Here is a 24,335-nt window from a genome sequence, read left to right on the forward strand (position 1 = left end):
GTCAGGTCGCATAACAGCCCGTCACGGGGCTTTTGTCGAGGCCGCCGGGACCACCCCGCAGATGACGACCGGCACAGGCAGCACTCGTTGTGCTCCGCCGCTGCGCCGGATCCGACGCGCGCAAACCGATTTATCGCTGCGAATATGCGCGCGTGATCCCAACCCGCGTCCGGGGCGCAGACTGCCTCGTTGTCTGTTCTGCGCCGCAGGCCGCTGCGGGATACAACAGCGCAAATCTTCTTCTGCCCGGAAGCGTGCTCACCCGGTCAGCTTTCCCCGAGCATCGCACGCAGCGTGGTTTTCAGGACCTTGCCATAGTTGTTCTTCGGCAGTTCATCGATGCGGATATACCGTTTGGGCCGTTTGAAACGGGCGATATTGTCCAGACACAACCGGTCAAGCCGCGCCTCGTCGACCTCTCCCACCACAAATGCCACGACCTCCTCACCCCACTCCGGATGCGTCTGCCCTACAACCGAGACTTCCTCGATCGCAGGGTCGGTCAGCAGCACCTCTTCCACCTCGCGCGGGTAGACGTTCGAGCCCCCGGTGATAATCATGTCTTTGGAGCGGTCCTGCAGGGTCAGGTATCCCTCTGCATCAAGAAACCCCATATCGCCGGTCATCAGCCAGCCATCCTTCAGGGTTTTCGCGTTTGCCTCCGGATTGTTACGGTAGCCGTGCATCACGGTATCGCCGCGCACCATGATCTCGCCATGGGTGCCCGCGGGCACCGGCCCGCCGTTGCTGTCGCCGATCATCACCTCCACCGCCGACTGGGCACGCCCGACAGACTGCAGACGCGCGGCCCAGTTCGGATGGCTTCGGTCTGCGACGTCATGCCGGCTCAACACCGTGATTCCCATCGGGCATTCGCCCTGACCATAGATCTGCACGAAAACCGGCCCGAAGGTGTCGACCGCGTCGATGATATCGGCGTTATACATCGGTCCGCCTGCGTAAATGACCGTGCGGAGCCCCTCGCCCGACGCCCCCGAGGCACGCGCCACCCGGGTCATCCGCTGCACCATGGTCGGGGCTGCAAAAAGCTGAACCGATCCGAAATGCGCAGCCAGATCAAAGATCTCGGCAGGATCGAACCCGCCCGATGACGGACAGACATGACGCGCGCCCGCGCGCACATGCATCATGTTGTAAATGCCGGCCCCGTGGCTCATCGGTGCTGCATAAAGCGTCGCGTCGCCGGGCAGGACCTGATCAGCATCCAGCGGATAACACAGGCTCATCGACGTCAGCATCCGAAAGGTGATCATCACGCCCTTAGGCCTGCCGGTGGTCCCTGATGTGTAAAAAAGCCAGGCAAGGTCGCCCGGGTCGCGGGAAACGATGTTTCTGGCCGGTTCATGGGCGATGACTTCTTCGAACACCGGGCCCGGCACGGAGATCACCGCTGCCGCAGCGTCGGTCAGCCCCTCGTCCTGGCCGGGTGAGGCAAAGACAATGCGCGCGCCGGCATGGCCGATGATATACTCCGCCTCGCGCAGGTGCAGTTTCGCGTTAACCGGCACCACCGCAGCCCCGGCAATCCAGATGCCGTAAAAGACAATGAGATAGTCGGGCGTGTTCTTCATAAAAATCGCGACCTGGTCACCAGGACCGATGCCCTGCGCCTGCAGCCACCCGGCCACGGCGCGGGCACGCCCGAAAAATGTGCCATAGTCAGCAACACAGTCGCGCCCGAAAAAAAGTGCGGGCCGGGTGGGATCCTGTGTCGCGGACCGGGCGAGCCAGTGGGCAAGATTCATGTGACAGGCTCCTTACAAAGGCAACTTTACCCGGGCCAGACGCCGGTGCAACAGGCGGGTTTCCATGGCGTAACCCTTAGCCTATAAGGGAAATGCAGGATGAAGGGCCGGTTTAAACAAGGCTCCCCCGAATGGTTGAGGACTTACATGACTAAAAAGAACCATGATGCTGACGTGGCCTTTATCCAGGCCCTGGCTGAACTGCTGCGCGAAAACGATCTGACAGAGCTTCAGGTGAAACGCGACTACGGCGCCGATGACAGCCTGAACGTACGGGTCAGCCGTCACCAGCAGCAACAGGTGGTGACCCAGGTCTCCTCGCCCGCCCCGATGGCAGCACCCGCCGCCGCCGCACCGGCCGGCGCCCCTGCGCCCGCCGCATCAGAGACCAGCGATGATCCGGCAAGCCACCCGGGCGCGGTCACATCGCCGATGGTGGGCACGGTTTATATGCAGGCCGAACCCGGGTCCGCCCCCTTTATCAGCGTCGGCGCGTCAGTGGCCGAAGGCGACACTCTGCTGATCGTCGAGGCGATGAAAACCATGAACCACATTCCCGCACCGCGGGCCGGCACGATCAAACGGATCGTGGTCGAGGACGGCGCTGCTGTGGAGTTTGGCGCACCGCTCGTCATCCTCGAATAGGAGGGCAGGCCCATGTTCAAAAAGATCCTGATCGCCAACCGCGGTGAAATTGCCCTGCGGGTTGTCCGCGCCGCACGCGAAATGGGCATTGGAACGGTCGCGGTGCATTCCACCGCCGACAGTGATGCCATGCATGTGCGGATGGCCGACGAATCCGTCTGCATCGGACCGCCTCCCTCTCCGCAGAGTTATCTGTCGATCCCCGCGATTATTTCGGCCTGCGAGATCACGGGTGCCGAGGCCATTCACCCCGGCTATGGCTTTTTGTCGGAAAACGCAGGTTTCGTGCAGGTTGTGGAAGACCATGATCTGACTTTCATCGGGCCCACCGCCGAACACATCCGCGTCATGGGCGACAAGATCACGGCAAAAGAAACCATGCGCAACCTTGGCGTGCCCTGTGTGCCCGGCTCTGAGGGTGGCGTGGACACGCTGGACGATGCAAAGCGCATCGGCAGGGAAATCGGGTATCCGGTGATCATCAAGGCCACGGCAGGTGGCGGCGGACGGGGTATGAAAGTTGCCAAAAACGCCGGTGAGATGGAAAAAGCATTCCACACGGCCCGCGCCGAGGGCAAATCCAACTTCGGCAATGATGAAGTATACATCGAGAAATACCTGACCACGCCGCGGCACATCGAAATCCAGGTGTTCGGCGACGGTAAAGGCCGCGCGGTGCATCTGGGGGAGCGCGACTGCTCTTTGCAGCGCCGCCACCAGAAGGTTTTCGAAGAAGCCCCCGGCCCCGCCATCTCGCCGGAAGAACGTGCCGCAATCGGGAAAACCTGCGCCGAGGCTGTGGCCCGCATCAACTATATCGGCGCGGGCACGATTGAGTTTCTCTATGAAAACGGCGAGTTCTATTTCATCGAAATGAACACCCGGCTCCAGGTCGAACACCCCGTCACCGAGGCCATTTTCGGCGTCGATCTGGTGCGCGAACAGATCCGCGTGGCCGCCGGGCTGGAGATGTCTTTTCAGCAGGAAGACCTGAAGATCAACGGTCATGCCATCGAGGTGCGTATCAACGCCGAAAAGCTGCCCAATTTCTCACCCTGTCCCGGGCGGATCACGCAGTATCACGCGCCCGGGGGTCTGGGCGTGCGGATGGACAGCGCGCTTTATGACGGCTATTCGATCCCGCCCTATTACGACAGCCTGATCGGCAAGCTGATCGTGCACGGACGTGACCGGCCCGAAGCGCTCGCGCGTCTTTACCGGGCTCTGGGCGAGCTGATCGTGGATGGTGTGGACACCACCGTGCCGCTTTTTCACGCCCTGCTTGCCGAAGATGCGGTGCTGTCGGGCGCGTATAATATCCACTGGCTGGAGCATTGGTTGGAGACCAATCTCAGCAGCAGCTGATCAGCCGGAGCAATGGGCCTCACACCTGATCTGCTGATGCAGGGCTATGCCAACGGTATCTTTCCGATGGCCGAACGACGCGATGATCCTGAGATTTTCTGGGTGGATCCGAAACGCCGTGGCGTAATGCCTCTGAAAGGGTTTCACGCGTCGCGCTCGCTGCGCCGCGCAATGCGGCGGAGCGACTTTGAGGTGACGATTGATCAGGATTTTGCCGGCGTTGTGGATGGATGCGCCGACCGGCAGGACACCTGGATCAATGACGAAATCCGCAGTCTTTACATCGCCTTACAGGCCCGCAGACAGGCCCATTCGCTGGAAATCCGCGAGGATGGCGCGCTTGTGGGCGGGGTCTACGGGGTTGTCCTGGGGGCTGCGTTTTTTGGGGAGAGTATGTTCTCGCGGCGCACCAATGCCTCTAAAATCGCGCTGGCCTGCCTGGTGGACCGGTTAAACGACGCAGGGTTTACGCTCTTTGACACGCAGTTTCTGACAGAGCATCTGGCCCGGCTCGGCGGGATTGAGGTCACGCGGGCGCAGTATCAGCAGGCGCTTGGAAGAGCGGTCGGGGAACAGGCCGACTTTCTCCGGCCGCCCCTGCGCAGCCCTCAGGACGTGGCGCAGCGCATGACCCAGATGTCATAGCGCGAGTGATCCATCGCTGACAGCGCCGGGGTCGAGGCGATCATCCAGCCCGAGAACAGTTCCGTGCCGCGGTTTGCATCCGAAATCTGCAGCGCGGCAAAGGCATCGCCCGACGGGTTGCCCGCAGGATAACGGCACGAGGTCAGCTCAATGCGCAGATCACCAAATTCAGCGGTTTGCCCGGTGTACATTTCAATGTCGTATAGCAGGCCATTGATCTTATCGAGCCCGCGCAGAACAACGCCCGGTGCCTCGGTAACACGTTGCTGTGCCGCCGCCGGCATCGCCAGGAGCATCATCAGTAATGCCGCGGCCCGCATCATTCGGACTGGCCGCTCACGAACTTCAGCAACAGGCTGATCAGACTGACCGCGCCCTGGGTATCCGCGATGGTATCGCCGGATTCGTAAAAGAACGGCGATCCGCCGGGTACGATCTCGACGAAATTGCCACCCAGCAGCCCCTCGGAAGAAATCACAATCGCGGAATCGTCAGGGATTTCAATGCCCTGCACCACAGAGACTGTGGTATCGGCGCGATAGGTTTCAGGGTTCAGAATGACATCTGTGACCTGTCCCACGCGCACACCTGCAAGCCGGACATCGGTGCCAACGCCCACGCCTTCAAGGCTGCGAAAGCTCGCTTCCAGCGGATAATTCGCCGAGGCGCCGGAGTATTCCGCGACCTGGCCTGCATAGACCACAAAGGCTACGGCAGCGGCCAGCACAGCCGCGCCGGTCAGAACTTCGGTGGTGTTTTCGGACATGGGTGTTACTCCGGCGACCAGGCCTCGTAATCACTGCGCGGCTTAGGATCAGATCTGCGGATCGATCCTTTTGGTGCATACGCGAGTGCGGTGCCTGTAAGATTTTCCAGATGGGGTTTTTCCCAGGGCTTATGCGCCAGGGGTTTGTCGGTGGGCGGCGCGTCCCAGGTGTGATGCAGCCAGCCGTGCCAGTCGGGGTCCACCCGGCTGGCTTCTGCCTCACCGTTATAGATCACCCAGCGGCGCGATTTATCTTTGTTTTCGTAAAAAACGTTACCCTGGGTGTCTTCTCCGACCTTCACGCCGTGCCGTGATGTCCACAGCTGCGTGTTCAGCGTCTGCCCGTTCCACCAGGTGACGGCGCGCAGCAATGAGTTCAGAATGCCCATGGGTTTTTCTCCGGTCGCACTGTTGCACCACATATGCCGGAAACCGGGGGTGAGGTCCAGCCGGATGGCGATCTGCGGCCCCGCTTTCTCATGCGATCACCCGGCGCCGGGCACAAGGGCTGTCACTTCGATCTCAATGCGGTATTTCGGGTCAATCAGCCCGCATTCGATCATTGTGGCTGCGGGCGGATTTTCACCGAACGCCGCCGCCAGCAAAGGCCAGCAGGGTTCAAAGTCGGCGCGGTCCGGCAGCATGTAGGTCACCCGCACCACGTCACAGAACCGGCACCCTGCTTCGTTCAGGGCCTTTTCAATGGTACTGAGTGCGCCTGCACATTGTTCTTTGACGCTGTCCCCCTGCCCGACCGTGCCCGCCACATGGACCCAGCCGCCAGCGACGACCGCACGGCAGTAGCCCACTCTGGTTTCAAATTCTCCGCCCGAGCGGATGCGTTCAACCGGCATCGCGGAATGCCCTCCCGTATTGTGGTCTCTTCAGGTCTGACAGGGTCACGGCTGATGCCCCGTCCGGCAGGGTCCGGATGATCACGCCGCTGTCATGGAAACGAAAGGCAGGCCGCACCGGACCTGCCTTATCGGTAGTCTGTCTGTTGATGCCGGGATCAGCCCGCGCTGGCAGGTTCTTTGGCAGCATCGGCGTGGATCATCAGGGGCGCGGCATCAGACATTACCGCTTCCTCATTCACGACCACTTCAGCAACTGAATCGAGCCCCGGCAGTTCGAACATGGTGTCCAGAAGGATGTCTTCCAGGATCGACCGCAGGCCACGCGCGCCTGTTTTCCGCTCGATCGCGCGTTTGGCAATCGCCGTCAGCGCGTCGTCGGTGAAACTCAGCTGCGTGTCCTCCAGCTCAAAGAGACGCTGGTACTGTTTGACCAGTGCGTTCTTGGGCTGTGTCAGGATCGTCACCAGCGCGTCTTCGTCCAGATCTTCGAGCGTTGCCAGAACCGGCAGGCGGCCGACAAATTCCGGGATCAGTCCGAATTTGAGCAGGTCCTCCGGCTCCAGATCGGTGAAGATCTCACCGATACCGCGTGCGTCGTTGTCGCGGACATCCGCACCAAAGCCCATGGCAGAACCTTTTCCGCGGGCGGCGATGATCTTGTCCAGACCGGCAAAGGCCCCGCCGCAGATAAAGAGGATGTTCGTGGTGTCCACCTGCAGAAATTCCTGCTGCGGATGTTTGCGCCCGCCCTGAGGCGGCACGCTTGCCACGGTGCCTTCCATGAGCTTCAGCAACGCCTGCTGCACGCCCTCGCCCGACACGTCGCGGGTGATAGAGGGGTTCTCGGATTTACGGGTGATCTTATCGACCTCGTCGATATAGACGATGCCACGCTGCGCGCGCTCCACGTTATATTCTGACGACTGCAGCAGTTTGAGGATGATGTTCTCCACATCCTCACCCACATATCCCGCTTCGGTCAGGGTGGTCGCATCAGCCATGGTGAACGGCACGTCCAGGATGCGTGCCAGCGTCTGCGCCAGCAGCGTCTTGCCGCAGCCCGTCGGGCCGATCAGCAGGATGTTGGATTTCGCAAGCTCGATCTCACCGCCCTTCTGGGCGTGATTGAGGCGCTTGTAGTGGTTGTGTACGGCCACCGACAGCACCCGCTTGGCCATCGCCTGGCCGATCACATAGTCATCCAGCACTTCGCAGATGTCTTTGGGCGTCGGCACGCCATCGGTCGCTTTGAGCCCGGACGCTTTGGTCTCTTCGCGGATGATATCCATGCACAGCTCAACGCATTCATCGCAGATGAATACGGTCGGGCCCGCGATCAGCTTGCGGACCTCATGCTGGCTCTTGCCGCAGAAACTGCAATAAAGCGTATTTTTGCTGTCACCGGTCGAATTCGTCGCCATATCAACCCTTTCAGGTCTTTTGTATCGGAGCCAGCACGCCCGGACGGCATGCCGCTTGAGGTGGTTATGTCAGCTTAGGACAGCACCGGCAGGTCCACAATCGCAAAATGGTAAACTCAGCGTGCGCGCCCTGCTGGTGTTGCTTTCCTGGTCAGCTGTCGTCGTCTGCCTTGCCGCGGCTTTCAACAATCTCGTCAATCAGACCGAATTCTTTCGATTCCTCGGGCGACATGAAGTTGTCGCGCTCCAGGGCGGCTTCGATCTTTTTGAGGGTCTGGCCGGTGTGACGGACATAAATTTCATTCAGACGCGTCTTGAGTTTCTGTGTCTCCTGCGCGTGGATCATGATGTCTGTTGCCTGGCCCTGATATCCGCCGGAGGGCTGGTGCACCATCACGCGGCTGTTGGGCAGTGAAAACCGCATGCCCGCCTCGCCCGCGGTCAGCAGCAGCGAGCCCATAGAGGCCGCCTGCCCGATCACAAGTGTGGACACCTTTGGCCGGATGTACTGCATGGTGTCGTAAATCGACAGACCCGAGGTCACAACGCCACCGGGGCTGTTGATATACATCGAGATTTCCTTGGATGGGTTTTCCGCCTCAAGGTGCAGCAGCTGCGCCACGATCAGCGACGACATGCCGTCGTGCACGGGGCCGTTGAGGAAGATGATCCGCTCTTTCAGGAGGCGCGAGAAGATGTCGTAGGCGCGCTCGCCCCGGCTTGTCTGCTCGACCACCATCGGGACAAGATTCATGTATGTTTCGATCGGATCTTTCATGTGGGGTGCCTGTCTGCTGTTGTCCCCGGGACCATACCCGACGGACTGTTGATGAAACCTTAGTATCGCCACCGGGGGGCCGCAAGGGGGGCCGGGTGAGGTTTTGCCGGGGTTCCGGAAGGTGATGGTTGATCATCGCCTTTCCGGGTCTAAATGGCCCGCGATGGACGCAGTTTCAACCTTTCCCCCCGACCGCACCACCGCTCTTGAACGGCTGCAGGCTTTTGTGCCGCGCGCCGGGCGTGACTATGCCGCAGGGCGCAATTTTGACCACGGCCCCGGACGGCATGAAAGTGTGTCGGGTCTGTCGCCATATCTGCGCTGCCGGCTGATCACGGAAGAAGAGGTATTGCGGGCTGTTCTGGGGCAGCATTCTGCGTCAGCCGCGGAAAAGTTTATTCAGGAAGTGTACTGGCGCACTTACTGGAAAGGCTGGCTTGAGTTGCGGCCGGGCGTCTGGGATCAGTACCAGCGCGCGCTGCGCAGCAGGCTCGACGAAATGCAGACGCAGAGCGGGCTGCGCGACCGCTGGGAGGCGGCCTGCAAAGGTGAGACCGATATCGACTGTTTTAACGCCTGGGCGCAGGAGCTGGTCACGACGGGCTATCTGCACAACCACGCACGGATGTGGTTTGCCTCGATCTGGATTTTCACGCTCGGGCTGCCCTGGGAGCCGGGGGCGGATTTCTTTCTGAGACACCTGCTCGATGGCGATCCGGCGTCCAATACGCTGGGCTGGCGCTGGGTCGCGGGCATTCAGACGCCGGGCAAAACCTATCTGGCGCGCACGTCAAATATCTCAAAATTCACCGAGGGCCGCTTTCACCCGAAATGGCAGCTTGCCGGAGAGGCACCCGCGCGTGCAGGACCGCCGGTGCCCGACCCGCTGCCTCTGCCTGGTCCTGTGCGGCCCGATCCGGCTCTGCGGACCGGGCTTCTGATGCATGAGGACGATCTGAGCCCCGGCTATGCCTTTGCCGGGTGCGATGCGGTGGCCCGGGCCGTGCTCGCGCCGCAGACCGGGTTTACCCCTCTGACCCCTGCCCCCCATATTGCCGGATTTCGATCTGCTGCGTCACTAGATGCACAGACGCGGCACATGCCGGCCGCAGACGACTGTAGTGACGTGCTCCGGGATGCAGAGGCGCTGATGATCTGGGCACAGAAAGAAGGCCTCAGTCAGATTGTGACGCCCTTCGCCCCGGTCGGACCGGTGGCGGATCAGCTGCGGCGCTTTGCAGCGCATGAGGGTGCTCCCCGTGTCGTAACAATGATGCGGGCAACCGACCGGGCCGCCTGGCCCCTGGCAACCCGCGGTTTTTTCGCCTTCAGAAAGAATATCCCCGATCTTCTGAGCGCGCTGACGTGACAGGCGGGCGGCATAGCACCACCGGGTCGGCAATCAGAAGTATTGCATTGATTCGATTTTCCCGACAAAGTTGAGGCGTGACGCGGGGGCTGTCACAACACCGTCATACCAGCAGGGCATTCAGACGTCAGGTCCGGCCCGTTGGGATTCGCCCGCGCCGTTACCGGAAAAAATGCAACCGGGAGATGCTGCACATGAACCGCAAAGATATTATCAATGACTCCGAGTTCGGCAACAAAGCCGAGGCCTTTGAGGCATTTGACGACATTCCGACAAACCCGAACCTCAGCCGCACCATTGGCGACGTGATCAACCGCCGCTATGGCCGGCGCGACGTGATGCGCGGCATTCTGGGCGTCAGTGCGACGACCGCGCTCTTTGGCACCTCCGCGATAATCGCGCCGAAACAGGCCTCTGCGGCTGCTGCGGGGCGCTACAACTTTGACGAACTGGCCTGGGGCAATGATGAAACGCACCACATCGCTGAGGGGTATAACGCCGATATTCTGCTGCGCTGGGGCGACCCGATCACGGCTGATGCGCCGGAATTCGATGTTATGAACCAGACAGCTGAAGCGCAGCTCAAACAGTTCGGGTACAACAACGACTACGTGGGCTTTACCGCGCTCAACGACGAAGGCACCAGCGGCCTTTTGTGCGTGAACCACGAATACACCAACGAAGAGGTCATGTTCCCCGAAATCGGCCGTCAGGACCGGGACGGCTTTGCCAGTATGACCAAAGAACTGGTGGAGATCGAAATGGCGGCCCATGGCGGGACCGTTGTTGAGATCGCACAGGGCACAGACGGCAAATGGTCACTGGTGCGCGACAGCCGCTATAACCGCCGGATCACACCGCTCAACACCGAAATGACGCTGAGCGGCCCTGCCGCAGGCCATGACCGCCTGAAAACCAATGATGATCCCGACGGGATGTCGGTGATGGGCACCATCAACAACTGCGCCGGTGGCATGACACCCTGGGGCACCTATCTGATGGCTGAGGAAAACTTCCACGGCTATTTCTGGACCGACAATGTGGACGCCGACGGCAAGGCGGTTATGGACAGCGGCAATCCGGAAAGCACGTCTTATGGCCGCTACGGCGTCCCCGGAAGCTGGTATGCCTGGGGCAAATACTACGACCGCTGGAACGTCGACAAAGAGCCCAATATGCCGAACAAATACGGCTGGGTCGTCGAAGTGGACCCGCGCAACCCCGACGCGACCCCCGTCAAACACACGGCTCTCGGGCGGTTCCGCCACGAGGGTGCTGAGACAACAGTGTCCAAAGACGGTCACCTGGTGGTTTATTCGGGCGACGATAACCGCTTTGATTATCAGTATAAATATGTCTCCGGCGGCACGATCACCGATGAAACCGCCGTCTTCAACAGCCCCCTTTTCTCGGACGGCACACTCTATGTGGCGCGCTTTGACGAGGATGGCACTGTCGCCTGGCTGCCGCTGGTGCACGGTCAGGGCCCGCTGACGGAAGAGAACGGGTTCAGGAGCCAGGCCGATGTGATGATCGACACGCGGATTGCAGCCGATCTGCTGGGGGCCACACCGATGGACCGCCCCGAGGACGCGCAGCCCGGGCCCGATGGTACGGCCTATATCATGCTGACCAACAACACCCGACGCACCGCAGAAGAGGTGAACGCGGCCAATCCGCGGCCCGAAAGCTCCTTTGGCCATATCATCGAGATCAAAGAGGACGGTGAGGACCACGCCGCCACCTCCGGCACCTGGTCCATTCTGGTAAAATGCGGCGATCCGGCCATTGAAGAGGTCGGCGCGCAGTGGAATCCGGAAACCTCCGAGAACGGCTGGTTCGGCTCACCGGACAACTGCGCCATCGACGCGGAAGGCCGGCTCTGGATCTCCACCGATCAGGGCTCAAGCTGGGGCAAGACCGGCAAATCGGACGGTCTTTACGGGCTGGAAACGACCGGTGATCTGCGCGGCACCTCGCGCCTTTTCTTCCGCTGCCCCGTGGGCGGGGAGCTTTGCGGCCCCTACTTCCACGACAGCGGCGAGACACTGTTCCTGGCGGTGCAGCACCCCGGCACCGACGGAACCAAAGACTTCAAAGGCTTCGAACGCAACTCGACCTTTGAGGATCCGGCCACCCGCTGGCCGGATTTCGACCCGGCCATGCCACCGCGCCCCTCGGTGGTGGTCGTCACGAAACAGGGCGGTGGCAGGATCGCCGTCTGACGGTTTTAGCCAGTAGCCTTTGTGCGTGCCGGGCCCCGCGTTTCCCCCGCGGGGTCCTTTTTTATGGGGTTTTCACAGGATGCCTTTATCCGCCCGGCAGCATCATGCCGGCGCGAGGCAGCGTCGGAAAGCCTCTGCGATCTGCATGAGAAATGCGCCGTAAGCTATTTTATCAGCGGGGTTTTCCCCGGCCAGCGGGCTTATCGCCTCCACCCGCTGATCGCCGCTTCCGGTTACTGCATCAATCAGCCCCTGCTGTACGGGAGGTTCCGCCATCACACAGACAGCGCCCGTTTCCCGGACCACCCTGCGCACATGGCTGACGTGTCCGGCACTGGCACCTTCGCCATGCGCCAGGCTGACGGCCGCACGCGCGCTCAGCCCGAACCGCGCCTCAAAATACTGAAACGCATCGTGAAAAACGATAAACGGGATGTCCTGAAGCGACGCCATCTGCCCGGCTATCCGCGCTGCGGTCTGCGCGATCTCCTCGCGCCCGGCGCGCGCATTTTCGCGGTAGAGTGCTGCATTTGCCGGATCAAGCTCTGCCAGAGCGCCGGCAACGCTCGTCAGGATTGCCTGAGCGTTCTGCGGATCCAGCCAGATGTGCGGGTCGGTGTCACCGGCGTGATCGTGATCGTCATGCGCCTCGTCGGCCCCGGCGTGCTCAGGAGTGCCATGGTCATGGTCCTCTTCTGCGTGCCCGGCGTGATCTTCATGCGCGTGATCCCCGTCGTGATCTTCATGCGCGTCATGCTCTGTGTGCGTGTCATGGTCGTGCGGCTCAAAGGATCCGCCGCTCCGGAATGTCAGGAGCTGCACGCCTTCGGCCCCCGTCAGGGTAAGCCGCTGCGCGTCACCTGCCAGCGTTTCGATCGGATCCGCCAGCCAGGGTGTCAGCGCCGGCCCGACCCAGATCACCAGATCGGCCGAGGACAAAGCACGCGCCTCGGACGGGCGCATTGCATAGCTGTGCGGTGAGGCGCCGGGCGGCAGGAGCACGTCCGCCGACCCCACGCCTGCCATAACCTGATCCACAAGCCCCTGAACGGGCGCGATATCGGTGACCACCCGCGGCGCTTCGGCAAGCGCGCCACAGGTGCCGGCAAGTAGTGTCGCACAGACAGTTAAGACGCGCATCGCAGCCCCCTTGTGATATATCCCGCGACCGGCTATCAGACATGTTATAACATATCAATACCTGCTCCCGGAGATCAGATGACGTCTGTCGGATTTGACTGCCACGATCACAGCGCCTGTATGACCGGCACCCTTGCCCGGGCGGTCGAGCGATGCCGCGATCAGGGCCTGAACCTGACGCCTGTCCGGCGGCGTGCGCTTGAAATCCTGCTGAGCGAGCACCGCGCACTGGGTGCCTATGACCTGCTGGCACATCTGTCGGCGGAAGGGCTGGGCTCGCAGCCGCCTGTCGCCTACCGGGCTCTCGACTTTCTGGTGCGCGCGGGACTGGCGCATAAGATCGAAGCGCTCAACGCCTATGTCGCCTGTGCCCATGCCGGCGCGGATCATGCACCTGCCTTTCTGGTCTGTCGCAGCTGCCGTGCTGTGGCAGAGGCGGAAACCACACCCGCTGCCGGGCGTCTGGGCGATGCTGCCCGCGCCGCCGGGTTCCGCATCGAACGTACCGTGGTCGAGGCCCAGGGCCTCTGTCCGGCCTGCCAGCAGGACGCGCCTGCGTGAGCGTGCTGATCGGCACCGAAGGCCTGTACCTGGCCCATGGCAGTCAGACCGTCCTGCGGGACGTGAACCTGAGCCTCGCGCGGGGCGAAATCGTCACCATCGTCGGGCCTAACGGGTCGGGCAAATCGAGCCTGCTGCGCGCGCTCATCGGCGCGCTGGCACCGGCCAGGGGGCGCATCACCCGCGCACCCGGGCTGCGCATCGGATATGTGCCGCAGAAACTCGCGATTGACGCGACGCTGCCTTTGACGGTGGCGCGGTTTCTGGGTCTGCCCCGGCGGATCAGTGCCACCCGCGCCGGAGAAGTGCTGACCGGCGCCGGCGTGTCCGGGCTCGCGGACCGGCAGATGTCGGCGCTCTCGGGCGGCCAGTTTCAGCGGGTACTGCTGGCGCGCGCTCTGCTCGATACGCCCGATCTGCTCATTCTGGACGAGCCGACCCAGGGCCTTGATCAGCCCGGCTCGGCCGCCTTTTATCAGCAGATCGAGACCGTGCGGCAGGAAACCGGCTGTGGCGTTCTGATGGTCAGCCATGATCTGCACGTGGTCATGGCGGCCTCTGACCGGGTGCTATGTGTCAACGGACATATCTGTTGCGAGGGCACCCCTGATATTGTCGCCAGTGCGCCGGAATACCGCGCGCTTTTCGGCACGGGCACCCGCGGGGCGCTGGCGCTTTACCGCCACGAGCACAGCCATTCCCACGGACCGGAAGGCGATCACGCACACGACCACGATCACCATCACGAGACCACCGGGGCATGACCGACGATTTCATGATCCGGGCGGCTCTTGCGGGCCTCGGTGTGGCGCTGGCGGCGGCGCCTCTGGGCTGCTTTGTGGTCTGGCGGCGCATGGCCTATTTCGGTGATGCCACCAGCCATGCGGCGATCCTCGGTGTGGCGCTCGCACTGGCCACCGATCTGCCGGTTTTCGGTGGTGTGCTGCTGGTGGCGGTGGCCATGGCGCTGCTGCTCACGAGCCTTACCGGGCGCGGCATCAGCAGCGACGCGCTGCTCGGTGTGATGGCCCATGCCGCCCTGGCACTGGGTCTTGTTGCGGTCTCGCTCATTCAGGGCGTCCGTGTTGATCTGATGGGATATCTGGTGGGCGATATCCTTGCTGTGTCACAGGCTGATCTGGCGGTGATCTGGACCGGAGCGGCGCTGGTGCTGGGGCTGCTTTTCTGGCGCTGGTCATCCTTGCTGGCGGCCACGCTGAGCCCGGATCTGGCCCAGGCCGCAGGGGTCAGTCCGAAGCGCGAAGAACTGGTGCTGACGCTCGCGCTCAGCATCACGGTGGCTGTCGCGATAAAGGTCGTGGGCGCGCTGCTGATCGCCGCACTGCTGATCATCCCTGCCGCCGCCGCCCGGCCGCTTGCGCGCACACCCGAAGGCATGGCGGCAGTGGCAATGTTCATCGGCGGCGCCTCAGCGCTTGGCGGGCTGATCGTGTCCTTTGCACTCGACACGCCCACGGGGCCGACCATCGTGAGCCTTGCCGCACTGGTCTTTGCGCTCACGCGCGGGATGGGTGCGGCCCGCGCCTAGGCGCGTGGCAGGACGGCCGTGGCCTCGATCTCGACCCGGGCCTCATCCTCGACAAGCGCCGCAACAACAACCATCGTCATCGCAGGGAAATGCCGGCCCAGCACCTCGCGGTAGGCCGCACCGACCTCTGCCTGACGGGCCAGGTATTCCTTTTTGTCCGTCACATACCACGTCAGCCGTGTGATATGCTCCGGCCCACCGCCCGCGGCCTCGACCACCGCGCGGATGTTACGCAGCGCCTGGCGCATCTGGCCGATGAAATCATGCGCCTCAAAGACCTGATCCGCCGTCCAGCCGATCTGCCCGCCGACGTAAAGCTCACCGGTCTCGCAAAGCACGCCGTTCGCATAGCCACGGGCGGGTTTCCAGCCGTCGGGGTGAATGATCTGATGGGCCATTTGGGGGCTCCTTTTTTCGTGTTTCTGCCGGACGCTCAGACGCCCAGATACTGATCCGCCACGGCGGCGGTGACACCGGACATCGCACCGGACCAGACGGTGCTGCCGCGTTCGAGAATAACCGCGCGGTCGGCGATGCCGCGCAGTTCTGCCAGCGATTTATCGACCACGACAATGGCCATCCCTGTCTCTGATTTCAGGCGCCGCACGGCGGCCCAGATTTCCTGACGCACCACCGGGGCCAGCCCTTCGGTCGCCTCATCGAGCAGCAGAAGACGCGGGTTGGTCATCAGCGCGCGCCCGATTGCAAGCATCTGCTGTTCCCCCCCGGAGAGAGAGGCCGCCATCTGGTCGCGGCGCTCCTGCAGGCGGGGGAAAAGCTCTGCGATGCGCGCGATATCCCACTCTCCCGGCCGGGCCGCCGCGATCAGGTTCTCGCGCACCGTGAGGTTTGGAAAGCAACGGCGCCCCTCCGGCACCAGCCCCAGCCCCGCGCGCGCGGCCTTATGCGGCGGCAGCGCGCCAAGATCCTGTCCGCCGAGCGACACCGAGCCCCCGGAATGCTTCAGCAACCGGCAGATCACGCGGATCGTAGACGTTTTGCCCATGCCGTTACGCCCCATCAGAGCGCAGACCTCGCCCTCTTCCAGCGCCAGGTCGACGCCGAAGAGCGCCTGAGACGGGCCATAAGAGGCGGTGATGCCTTCAACGTCGAGAAAGCTCATCCCGCCTCCTCCGCACCCAGATAAGCCTCGCGCACATCCGCATTGGCGCGGATCTCGGCGGCGGTGCCCGTGGCGATGATGCGCCCGTAAACCAGCACCGAAATCCGGTCAGCCAGCGCAAAAACCGCGTCCATATCGTGCTCCACCAGCAGGATCGGTGCCTCATGGCGGAGCCCGTCCAGAAACCCTGTGAGCCGCTGAGAGCCGTCCGCCCCCAGCCCCGCCATCGGCTCGTCCATCAGAAAAGCGCGCGGTTGCAGCGTCAGCGCGACGGCGACTTCCAGCTGGCGGCGCTGGCCGTGGCTGAGATCGGCGGTGCGCTGTGCGGCGTGCTCCTCAAGCCCCACCCGCTCCAGCGCGCTCATGGCCGCTTCGCGCAGGCCTGTGTCCTGCATGACGGGTCGGAAAAACCGCCAGACGGACCCGGCCCGCCCCAGCGCGCCCAGCATCGCATTCTGCAGCACGGTGTATTCCATCGCCAGCGAAGAGATCTGAAAGGTGCGCCCGAGCCCTGCCCGCGCCCGCGCCACGGTGCCCAGCCCGGTGATGTCCTGGCCGTCGAAAAAGATGCGCCCGGCATCGGGCGGCAACCCGCCCGCGATCTGTTTGATCAGCGTCGATTTTCCCGCCCCGTTGGGACCGATCAGAGCGTGAATCTCACCCGGACGCACTGTCAGGGAGACATCATCCGTCGCCACCAGCGCGCCAAAGGATTTGCGCAGACCCTCAATGCGCAGCAGCGGCTCAGTCATGCGCCACCTGCCGTCCCGCCAGCGCGCCGATCATGCCGCCGCGGGCAAAAAGCACGACAAGAAGCAGCAGCAGGCCCAGATAGACATGCCAGAAATCCGACAGACCGCCCAGGATATGCTCGAGCAGAATAAAGAGTGCCGCCCCTGCCACCGGCCCGAAAAGCCGCCCCACACCGCCGAGGATCACGAAAATCATGATCTCCCCCGACATATGCCAGCTCAGCATCGTCGGGCTGACAAAGCGGTTAAGATCGGCAAAAAGCGCGCCCGCCAGCGCTGTGACCGCGCCAGAGATCACAAAGGCCAGCAGCCGCAGCCGGTAAGGCGACAGGCCAACCGTCTCGACCCGCTCAGGATTCTGACGGGCGGCGGAAAGCGCCAGACCAAAGGGGGACGCGGCAAATCGCCCGGCCCCCCCGAGCACCAGCGCCAGAACAACAAAGGTAATGGCGAAAAACTGAATCGGGTCGAGCGTATTGAGCCCGGGAAAGCCGTTGCGCACATAGATCGACAGTCCGTCCTCGCCGCCATAGGCAGGCCAGGAAATCGCGAAATAATAGAGCATCTGCCCGAACGCGAGCGTGATCATGATGAAATAGACGCCCGAGGTGCGCAGCGAAAGCGCGCCGATGGCGAGGGCTGCAAGCGCGCCTGTGAGCACCGCGACGAGCCAGATCACCGGCATGCTTTTGGTGCCTTCGATCAGCAGCGGATTTTCGAGGATCGGCGTGAAGGTCTGCGCGTGATGGGCAAGGATCCCCATAGCATAGCCGCCGATCCCGAAAAACGCAGCATGCCCGAGACTGACAAGGCCGCCCAGACCCAGTGCGATGTTGAGCCCGACACCGGCGAGTGCCAGGATCGCGACCTTTGTGGTCAGCGTGATGATAAAGGGCTCGTCGAGCATGAGTGCTGTCAGCGCTGTGACGGGCAGCATCGCAAAGAGCACCAGATTTATGAGGAAACCGCGGGTCATGTCAGGCGCTCCCGTAAAGCCCGGTGGGCTTAAACAGCAGCACCGCCGCCATCAGAATATAGATCGACATGGAGGCCAGCGATGAGCCGACCGCCGTGGCCGCGGAGGGCTCCATAAAGGTGGCAAAGACCCCGGGCAGCAGGACGCCCCCGAGCGTGTCGGTAAGCCCTACCAGCAGCGCGCCCACGAGCGCACCGCGAATGGATCCGATGCCGCCGATGACGATGACCACAAACGCCAGGATCAGCACCGGCTCGCCCATGCCGACCTGCACCGACTGAATGGCGCCCACAAGCGCACCGGCGAGGCCAGCCAGCCCCGCGCCAAGGGCAAAAACAAGCGTGTAGAGCTTCGAGATATCCACGCCGAGCGCCGCGATCATTTCACGGTCGCTCTCACCTGCGCGGATACGGATGCCGATACGGGTGCGCGCGATGAGCTGAAAAAGCCCCAGCGCGATGAAAAGGCCCACGCCGATGATCACCAGCCGGTAGAGCGGGTATTCGATGCCGCCCGGCAGGGTCACCGGGCCCGACAGCGCGGGCGGAATATCGAGGAACAGCGGAAAGGAGCCAAAGAGCCAGCGCGTGCCTTCGGAGAAAATCAGAATGAGCGCAAAGGTCGCCAGCACCTGATCGAGATGGTCGCGGTCATAAAGCCTGCGGATCACCACAAGCTCGACGATGGCGCCGGCGGCAGCAGCAGCTACCAGGCTCGCGATCAGAGCCAGAATGAACGAGCCCGTTGCACCGGCGACTGCGGCCGCTGCGAAAGCACCGACCATGTAAAGCGAGCCATGGGCCAGGTTGATCAGCCCCATGACGCCAAAGATCAGCGTCAGCCCCGCAGCCATCAGAAACAGCATCACGCCGAACTGAAGCCCGTTCAGCACCTGTTCTATCAGCAGAATGGTTGTCATATCAGATCTGCACCACGAGGGCGCTCTGGCCGTTGTTCCGGGCCGGGGCAAAGGCCGTGGCCTGCCCGCAGGTTGCAGGCGCGCTGTTTGTGATAAAGCGGTCCGGGTCGCGCCCGCCGCCGGTATTAAGCGCGCGGGCATCGCCTTCGACCGCGCGCGTGTCCCTGCCCGAAATCGCAGTCAGAACGCTGCCGGCAGCACGGCAGTCGCGGGCGACGTCAGGCAGCCTGTCGGGAGTGCTGATGGGCAGCATGAGAAGGGTGGCCTCTGGTCGGGAAAGGGTCATGGCGAAACGGGGCGGCGTCGCGACACGCCGCCCCTGCAGTCGTCAGTAGCTGCACTCTGCGGCATAGGCATCACCATGGTCGGTGAGGCTGGCGCCGATGATCTTATTGGTGAACACGTCACCCTCTTTGATCACTTCACGCACGTAGAAATCCTGGATCGGGTGCTGGTTGGACCCGAAGCGGAAATTTCCGCGCACAGAGGCGAAATCGGCCTCCGCCAGGGCTGCCCGGAAGGCATCCGGATCGGTGACGCTGGCCTTACCCATCGCGCTCAGCAGCAGGTTTGCGGTGTCATAGCCCTGGCTTGCGTACAGCGACGGCAGGCGGCCGTATTCGGCCTGGAACGCCTCGACAAAGGCTTTGTTGGCTGCATTGTCGATGTCCTTGTTCCACTGACTGGTGTTTTTCACACCCAGAGCGGCCTCGCCCACGGCCTGCAGAATGCCCTGGTCAAAGCTGAACGCAGGGCCGATCACCGGCAGATCAACGCCTGAGCCTGCATATTGCTTGAGGAAGGAAATCCCCATGCCACCGGGCAGGAAGAAGAAGACAGAATCCGCTCCGGACGCGCGGATCTGCGCAATCTCGGCGGCGTAATCGGTCTGGCCAAGCTTGGTGTAGATCTCTCCCGCCAGTTCGCCCTCATACATGCGTTTGTAGCCGGTCAGCGCATCCTGTCCCGCCGGATAGTTTGGCGCGAGGATAAAGCTGTTGGCATAGCCTGCGTCATTGGCATAGGCGCCGGCGGCTTCATGCAGGTTGTCGTTCTGCCAGGCCACGTTGAAATAAAGCGGATGACAGCCTTTGCCCGCCAGCGCCGAGGGACCCGCGTTCGGCGAGAGGTAAAACCTGCCCTGTGCCGTTGCAGCAGGCACCACGGCCATCGCGAGGTTAGACCAGATGATGCCGGTCATCACATCGACCTTCTCGGACTGGATCATCTTGTCGGCAAGCTGCACCGCGATCTCGGGCTTGCGCTGGTCGTCTTCGATCACGACCTCCAGGTTGTCATTGCCGGCCATTTTTGCCGCCAGCATAAAGCCGTCGCGCACGTCGATGCCAAGGCCCGCACCGCCGCCCGAGAGCGTGGTGATCATGCCGACCTTGACTTTCGCGCCATGGCCATCGGCAAACCCGGCGGTGCCAAAGGCGGCAAGCCCCGCCGCGAGGATCAGTGATTTCAGTTTCATATCAGGTAACTCCCTTGTTTATGAGGCACTTGGCGGCCCCTGTCAGATGCCGGTGGTCCGGCTTGTGGTTCATCTATGTGACCCGGTTGCGGGTCTTGAATTCCGGCCGGTCCCAGAGCCGATCATGCATGACCCGCGCGATGCGCGCCACCGCTTCGTCAACGTCGCCCGCATCAAGATAAAGCGGCGTAAAGCCGAACCGCATGATATCGGGCGCGCGGAAATCGCCGATCACGTCGTGGTGGATCAGCGCCTGCATCGCGGCATAGCCATTCTCGAAACGGAACGAGACCTGGCTGCCCCGCTGTGCACTGTCGCGCGGGCTGGCGAGCGCAAGCTGAGGCACTGCGCGCCCGACACCTTCGATGAACCGCTCCTGCAGGGCGACGGACGCGGCGCGCACATCGGCCATGTCAACGCCATCCCAGGCCTTCATTGCAAACTCAAGCGTGGTCATCTGCAAAACCGGCGGGGTGCCCACCCGCATCCGCTCGATCCCGGCGCCCGGCTGATAATTCAGTTTGAATTCAAAGGGATCTCTGTGTCCGAGCCAGCCGCTGAGCGCGGGCTCGATGCTGTCTGCCAGATCCGGACGCACGTAGATAAAGGCCGGCGCCCCCGGTCCCCCGTTGAGGTATTTATAGGTGCAGCCCACCGCGAATTCAGCCTCCGAGCCGGCAATATCCACCGGGATCGCACCGGCGGAATGCGCCAGATCCCAGATCATCACGGCCCCCGCCTCCCGGGCCCGCGCGGTGATGGCATTCATGTCGTGCATCCGGCCCGTCCGGTAATCCACCTCGGTCAGCATGACTACGGCCACGGTCTCGTCGATGGCGTCGGCGACCGCTCCGGGCTCGACAGTGCGCAGCTCATAGCCGCGATCCAGCGTCGAAATCAGCCCTTCGACCATATAAAGGTCGGTCGGGAAATTGCCGGTGTCCGACAGGATGAGCCCCCTGTCGGGCCGCATTTTCAGCGCTGCCGCCACCGCCTGATAGACTTTGACCGAAAGCGTATCGCCCATCACCACGGATCCTGCGGGCGCACCTATGAGCCGGCCCACCATGTCACCCACCCGCGTGGGCTGCGCCATCCAGCCCGCCGTATTCCAGCCGCGAATAAGCTGCGCACCCCATTCTTTATGAAGCATCTCTTCCAGTGCGCCGGGCACGCCCACAGGCATCGGCCCCAGCGAATTGCCGTCGAGATAAATAACCCCCTCCGGCATGTGGAACAGGTCTTTACGCGTTACATCAGTCACTTACAGGGCCCCTCTGACATGCCACAGCTCCGGAAACAGCTCAACTTCCAGCATTTTACGCAGATAGCCAACACCCGACGTGCCGCCGGTGCCGCGTTTGAACCCGATAATGCGCTCCACGGTCGTCACATGGTTGAAACGCCAGCGCCGGAAATAATCCTCCAGATCCACCAGTTTTTCGGCAAGTTCGTATATTTCCCAGTGGGTTGATGGCGAAACGTAAACTTTTTGCCACTGATCCTGCACGGTCGCCTGCGCCGTCCAGGCCGTGTCCGACGGCGCGCCGGAATGATCCTGATCTCCCAGCCTGTCGGCCAGCAGCGCAAGAGCGGTCTGATAGAGGCTCGGTTTTGTCATCTCCGCCTTCAGGGCCGCCATGGCTGCAGGCCGGTGCGCGTGCAGCTGCATCAGTTTTGCGTTCCGGTTGCCCAGCAGAAATTCGATCAGCCGGTACTGATGCGACTGAAACCCGGAGGAATTGCCCAGAGCAGGGCGAAACGCGGTGTATTCGCTGGGCGTCATCGTACGCAGCACATCCCAGGATCCGTTGAGCTGCTCAAAGATCCGTGCGACCCGGCTCAGCATCTTGAACGCCGGGCGCAATTCGCCGCTCTGCATGGTCTCGCGCGCCGCCTGCAACTCGTGAATGGCCAGCCGCATCCAGAGCTCAGAGGTCTGGTGCTGCACGATGAACAGCATCTCGTCATGCGCCTCCGAGCGCGGATGCTGGGCATTCAGAACCGGGTCGAGCTGCAGATAATCGCCATAGGACATATCGGCCGCAAAATCGAGTTTCGCACCCTGCGCCGGGTCGTCACCTCCGGAGCTCATGATGTCTCCCTCAGAGCAAACCGCCGGATCTTGCCCGTCGCCGTTTTCGGCAGTTCCGCGACAAAACGGATATCGCGCGGATATTTATAGGGGGCGATCTGCTCTTTGACATGGGTCTGCAGCGCCTCAACAAGATCGGCACCGGGTTGCGCGCCTTCCGTGAGCACCACATGCGCCTGCACGATACTGCCCCGTTCCGGATCGGGCGCGCCGACCACGGCGCATTCGGCCACATGGGCGTGCGACATGAGCGCCGCCTCAACCTCGGGCCCCGCGATATTGTAACCTGATGAGATGATCATATCGTCGTTGCGCGCGGCGAAATGCAGATAGCCGTCCTCGTCCATGGAAAAGCTGTCACCGGTGATGTTCCAGCCATCGGTCACATAGTCATTCTGCCGCGCATCGGCGAGATACCGGCAGCCGGTGGGGCCGCGTACCGCGAGCCTGCCCACGGTGCCGCGCGGGACTTCCGCGCCCTCGGCATCCACCACCTTTGCCTCATAGCCGCCGACCGGTTTGCCGGTGCAGGCCGCGCGGTGATCATCGAAACGGCTGGAGATAAAGATATGCAGCAGTTCGGTCGCTCCGATCCCGTCGAGCATCGGCTTGCCCGTCTGTTTCTGCCAGTCGTGATAGACAGGCGCGGGCAGTGTCTCGCCCGCGGACACAGCCGCACGCAGGCTGGAGAGATCGGCGCCCTCCTCCATCGCGGCCAGCATCGCACGATAGGCTGTGGGTGCGGTGAAACACACAGTCGCGCGGTATTTCTCGATGATCTCGATCATATTGGGTGGCGAGGCGGTTTCCAGCAGGGTTGCCGCCGCTCCGAACCGCAGGGGAAAGATCGCAAGCCCGCCAAGCCCGAAGGTAAAGGCCAGCGGCGGCGAACCCACAAAGATATCCTCGGGTGTGACCCCCAGCACCTCGCGCGCATAGCCGTCGGCGATGATCAGCAGATCGCGGTGAAAATGCATCGTGGCCTTGGGGCTGCCCGTGGTGCCGCTGGTGAAGCCCAGCAGCGCCACATCGTCCTGTGCTGTATCAACGGCATCAAACTGCACCGGCTTTTCCAGCGCCAGGCGGTCAAGCTCCGCATCATGGTTGGAGGTTCCGTCAAACCCGACAACCGATCTGAGATAGCTGCTGGTTTTCGCGCAGGCGGTCAGCTCATCCATCAGCCGCGTGTCACAGAGCGCGTGGCTGATTTCGGCCTTGTCCACAATTCCGGAAAGCTCGCCTGCGCGCAGCATCGGCATTGTGTTGACGACCACGGCACCCGCCTTGGTCGCTGCGAGCCAGCAGGCGACCATCGCGGGGTTGTTCGCCGACCGGATCAGCACCCGGTTGCCGGGCTTTACGCGAAGGTTTTCGACCAGTGCACGCGCCAGCCGGTTGGTCCAGTCGGCGAGTTCCTTATAGGTCCGGCGCCGCCCGTTTCCGATAAGCGCGGTATGGTCGCCAAAGCCCCTGGCGACCATCGCATCGGTCAGTTCCACCGCGGCATTCAGTCGGTCAGGATAGTCAAAACCGTCGAGAATGAGATCCGGCCAGCTTTCTTCCGGCGGCAGATTATCGCGCGCAAAACTGTCGGTATGGGCGGAAGCGCGCATCAGATCAGCTCACCCTGAGATCGGGCCGGTTGTGAGCCCGAAAGTATCTGTACGCAGGTCGCTGCGCCTGCGGGCGCTTGTCTGAATACGATATTTTTACGGGAAAAATCCCATATCAATGCGCTTTCAGGATCAGATTCACGATATATCCGTTCCTTTCGGCCCCGCGCGCGGGGCATCGGCTCAGCTGGTGACAGGTATCCGTTGATCTGCATCGCTCACTCCCGCCCGAAGGTGCCGCCACAGCGCTGCCGCACCTGCCTGTGACGTTAGGGTGAGTCGCTATTTGCTTC

26 protein-coding genes are annotated in these 24,335 nt (G+C 62.5%); 8 read left to right on the forward strand and 18 right to left on the reverse strand.

Features of this window, described 5'->3' with window-relative positions; genetic code table 11:
• Positions 1-266 precede the first annotated feature (266 nt).
• Entirely contained in the window at positions 267-1,766 is a 1,500-nt protein-coding gene (locus G3256_RS11155; RefSeq protein ID WP_169640889.1) for a class I adenylate-forming enzyme family protein, read from the reverse strand.
• A 147-nt stretch (positions 1,767-1,913) separates the two neighbouring features.
• Between G3256_RS11155 and accB the strand changes: the two genes are divergently transcribed.
• From accB to aat, 3 genes are read left to right on the forward strand one after another with little or no spacing between them, the layout of a single operon-like run.
• A complete protein-coding gene (accB, locus tag G3256_RS11160) occupies positions 1,914-2,411 on the forward strand; it encodes an acetyl-CoA carboxylase biotin carboxyl carrier protein (protein WP_169640890.1) in 498 nt (165 codons plus the stop codon).
• A 12-nt stretch (positions 2,412-2,423) separates the two neighbouring features.
• A complete protein-coding gene (gene accC / locus G3256_RS11165; RefSeq protein WP_169640891.1) occupies positions 2,424-3,776 on the forward strand; it encodes an acetyl-CoA carboxylase biotin carboxylase subunit in 1,353 nt (450 codons plus the stop codon).
• Positions 3,777-3,788: 12 nt separating this feature from the next.
• A complete protein-coding gene (aat, locus tag G3256_RS11170) occupies positions 3,789-4,421 on the forward strand; it encodes a leucyl/phenylalanyl-tRNA--protein transferase (RefSeq protein WP_169640892.1) in 633 nt (210 codons plus the stop codon).
• Here aat and G3256_RS11175 read toward each other — a convergent pair.
• The 6 genes from G3256_RS11175 to G3256_RS11200 form a co-directional block, all read right to left on the reverse strand.
• Complete coding sequence (locus G3256_RS11175; protein ID WP_343044349.1) at positions 4,385-4,720, reverse strand: DUF2155 domain-containing protein; 336 nt, start codon at positions 4,718-4,720, stop codon at positions 4,385-4,387. The two genes, aat and G3256_RS11175, sit on opposite strands and share 37 nt — an antisense overlap.
• A gap of 20 nt (positions 4,721-4,740) precedes the next feature.
• The gene (mlaD, locus tag G3256_RS11180) at positions 4,741-5,187 is read right to left on the reverse strand and encodes an outer membrane lipid asymmetry maintenance protein MlaD (protein ID WP_169640894.1); all 447 of its coding nucleotides are present in this window, start codon (positions 5,185-5,187) and stop codon (positions 4,741-4,743) included.
• A gap of 5 nt (positions 5,188-5,192) precedes the next feature.
• The gene (locus G3256_RS11185) at positions 5,193-5,576 is read right to left on the reverse strand and encodes an NADH:ubiquinone oxidoreductase subunit NDUFA12 (protein ID WP_169640895.1); all 384 of its coding nucleotides are present in this window, start codon (positions 5,574-5,576) and stop codon (positions 5,193-5,195) included.
• Positions 5,577-5,672: 96 nt separating this feature from the next.
• Positions 5,673-6,041, reverse strand: a complete 369-nt coding sequence (locus G3256_RS11190) for a RidA family protein (RefSeq protein WP_169640896.1) — start codon at positions 6,039-6,041, stop codon at positions 5,673-5,675.
• A gap of 158 nt (positions 6,042-6,199) precedes the next feature.
• On the reverse strand, positions 6,200-7,465 hold the full coding sequence (gene clpX / locus G3256_RS11195) for an ATP-dependent Clp protease ATP-binding subunit ClpX (protein ID WP_169640897.1): 1,266 nt from the start codon (positions 7,463-7,465) through the stop codon (positions 6,200-6,202).
• A gap of 151 nt (positions 7,466-7,616) precedes the next feature.
• On the reverse strand, positions 7,617-8,243 hold the full coding sequence (locus tag G3256_RS11200; protein WP_169640898.1) for an ATP-dependent Clp protease proteolytic subunit: 627 nt from the start codon (positions 8,241-8,243) through the stop codon (positions 7,617-7,619).
• A gap of 124 nt (positions 8,244-8,367) precedes the next feature.
• On the opposite strand from G3256_RS11200, the gene G3256_RS11205 reads away from it, so the two are divergent.
• Together G3256_RS11205 and G3256_RS11210 are read left to right on the forward strand one after the other, a co-directional pair.
• Positions 8,368-9,612, forward strand: a complete 1,245-nt coding sequence (locus G3256_RS11205; protein WP_246227553.1) for an FAD-binding domain-containing protein — start codon at positions 8,368-8,370, stop codon at positions 9,610-9,612.
• A gap of 194 nt (positions 9,613-9,806) precedes the next feature.
• Positions 9,807-11,837, forward strand: coding sequence for a PhoX family protein (locus tag G3256_RS11210; RefSeq protein WP_169640899.1), 2,031 nt, complete (start codon positions 9,807-9,809; stop codon positions 11,835-11,837).
• A gap of 102 nt (positions 11,838-11,939) precedes the next feature.
• Here the strand turns inward: G3256_RS11210 and G3256_RS11215 are convergent, their stop codons facing one another.
• Positions 11,940-12,977: a zinc ABC transporter substrate-binding protein gene (locus tag G3256_RS11215; protein WP_169640900.1), complete on the reverse strand. Its 1,038-nt coding sequence runs from the start codon at positions 12,975-12,977 to the stop codon at positions 11,940-11,942.
• Positions 12,978-13,055: 78 nt separating this feature from the next.
• Between G3256_RS11215 and G3256_RS11220 the strand changes: the two genes are divergently transcribed.
• From G3256_RS11220 to G3256_RS11230, 3 genes are read left to right on the forward strand one after another with little or no spacing between them, the layout of a single operon-like run.
• Positions 13,056-13,538: a Fur family transcriptional regulator gene (locus G3256_RS11220; protein WP_169640901.1), complete on the forward strand. Its 483-nt coding sequence runs from the start codon at positions 13,056-13,058 to the stop codon at positions 13,536-13,538.
• Positions 13,535-14,302 (forward strand): ATP-binding cassette domain-containing protein, encoded by a 768-nt coding sequence (locus G3256_RS11225; RefSeq protein WP_169640902.1) that lies wholly within the window; start codon positions 13,535-13,537, stop codon positions 14,300-14,302. Before G3256_RS11220 ends, G3256_RS11225 begins: the two co-directional genes overlap by 4 nt.
• The gene (locus tag G3256_RS11230) at positions 14,299-15,087 is read left to right on the forward strand and encodes a metal ABC transporter permease (protein WP_169640903.1); all 789 of its coding nucleotides are present in this window, start codon (positions 14,299-14,301) and stop codon (positions 15,085-15,087) included. The genes G3256_RS11225 and G3256_RS11230 overlap by 4 nt, the downstream gene beginning before the upstream one ends.
• Here G3256_RS11230 and G3256_RS11235 read toward each other — a convergent pair.
• From G3256_RS11235 to G3256_RS11280, 10 genes are all read right to left on the reverse strand, one after another.
• Positions 15,084-15,485: a RidA family protein gene (locus G3256_RS11235; protein WP_169640904.1), complete on the reverse strand. Its 402-nt coding sequence runs from the start codon at positions 15,483-15,485 to the stop codon at positions 15,084-15,086. The genes G3256_RS11230 and G3256_RS11235 overlap by 4 nt on opposite strands.
• A gap of 35 nt (positions 15,486-15,520) precedes the next feature.
• The gene (locus G3256_RS11240) at positions 15,521-16,210 is read right to left on the reverse strand and encodes an ABC transporter ATP-binding protein (protein ID WP_169640905.1); all 690 of its coding nucleotides are present in this window, start codon (positions 16,208-16,210) and stop codon (positions 15,521-15,523) included.
• Positions 16,207-16,962, reverse strand: a complete 756-nt coding sequence (locus tag G3256_RS11245) for an ABC transporter ATP-binding protein (RefSeq protein WP_169640906.1) — start codon at positions 16,960-16,962, stop codon at positions 16,207-16,209. The genes G3256_RS11240 and G3256_RS11245 overlap by 4 nt, the downstream gene beginning before the upstream one ends.
• Positions 16,955-17,938, reverse strand: coding sequence for a branched-chain amino acid ABC transporter permease (locus G3256_RS11250; protein WP_169640907.1), 984 nt, complete (start codon positions 17,936-17,938; stop codon positions 16,955-16,957). Before G3256_RS11250 ends, G3256_RS11245 begins: the two co-directional genes overlap by 8 nt.
• A gap of 1 nt (position 17,939) precedes the next feature.
• On the reverse strand, positions 17,940-18,857 hold the full coding sequence (locus G3256_RS11255) for a branched-chain amino acid ABC transporter permease (RefSeq protein ID WP_169640908.1): 918 nt from the start codon (positions 18,855-18,857) through the stop codon (positions 17,940-17,942).
• A gap of 1 nt (position 18,858) precedes the next feature.
• Positions 18,859-19,110, reverse strand: a complete 252-nt coding sequence (locus G3256_RS11260; RefSeq protein WP_169640909.1) for a hypothetical protein — start codon at positions 19,108-19,110, stop codon at positions 18,859-18,861.
• Positions 19,111-19,185: 75 nt separating this feature from the next.
• Positions 19,186-20,334 carry an ABC transporter substrate-binding protein gene (locus G3256_RS11265; RefSeq protein WP_169640910.1) on the reverse strand — a complete coding sequence of 383 codons (1,149 nt, stop codon included), beginning with the start codon at positions 20,332-20,334 and terminating at the stop codon, positions 19,186-19,188.
• 73 nt (positions 20,335-20,407) lie between these two features.
• Positions 20,408-21,598, reverse strand: coding sequence for a kynureninase (gene kynU, locus G3256_RS11270; protein ID WP_246227555.1), 1,191 nt, complete (start codon positions 21,596-21,598; stop codon positions 20,408-20,410).
• The gene (locus tag G3256_RS11275) at positions 21,599-22,429 is read right to left on the reverse strand and encodes a tryptophan 2,3-dioxygenase (RefSeq protein ID WP_169640911.1); all 831 of its coding nucleotides are present in this window, start codon (positions 22,427-22,429) and stop codon (positions 21,599-21,601) included. It abuts the gene before it with no gap.
• A complete protein-coding gene (locus G3256_RS11280; RefSeq protein ID WP_169642414.1) occupies positions 22,426-24,045 on the reverse strand; it encodes an AMP-binding protein in 1,620 nt (539 codons plus the stop codon). Before G3256_RS11280 ends, G3256_RS11275 begins: the two co-directional genes overlap by 4 nt.
• Positions 24,046-24,335: the final 290 nt, after the last annotated feature.

The organism is Roseobacter ponti (genome assembly GCF_012932215.1).
GTDB lineage: Bacteria > Pseudomonadota > Alphaproteobacteria > Rhodobacterales > Rhodobacteraceae > Roseobacter > Roseobacter ponti.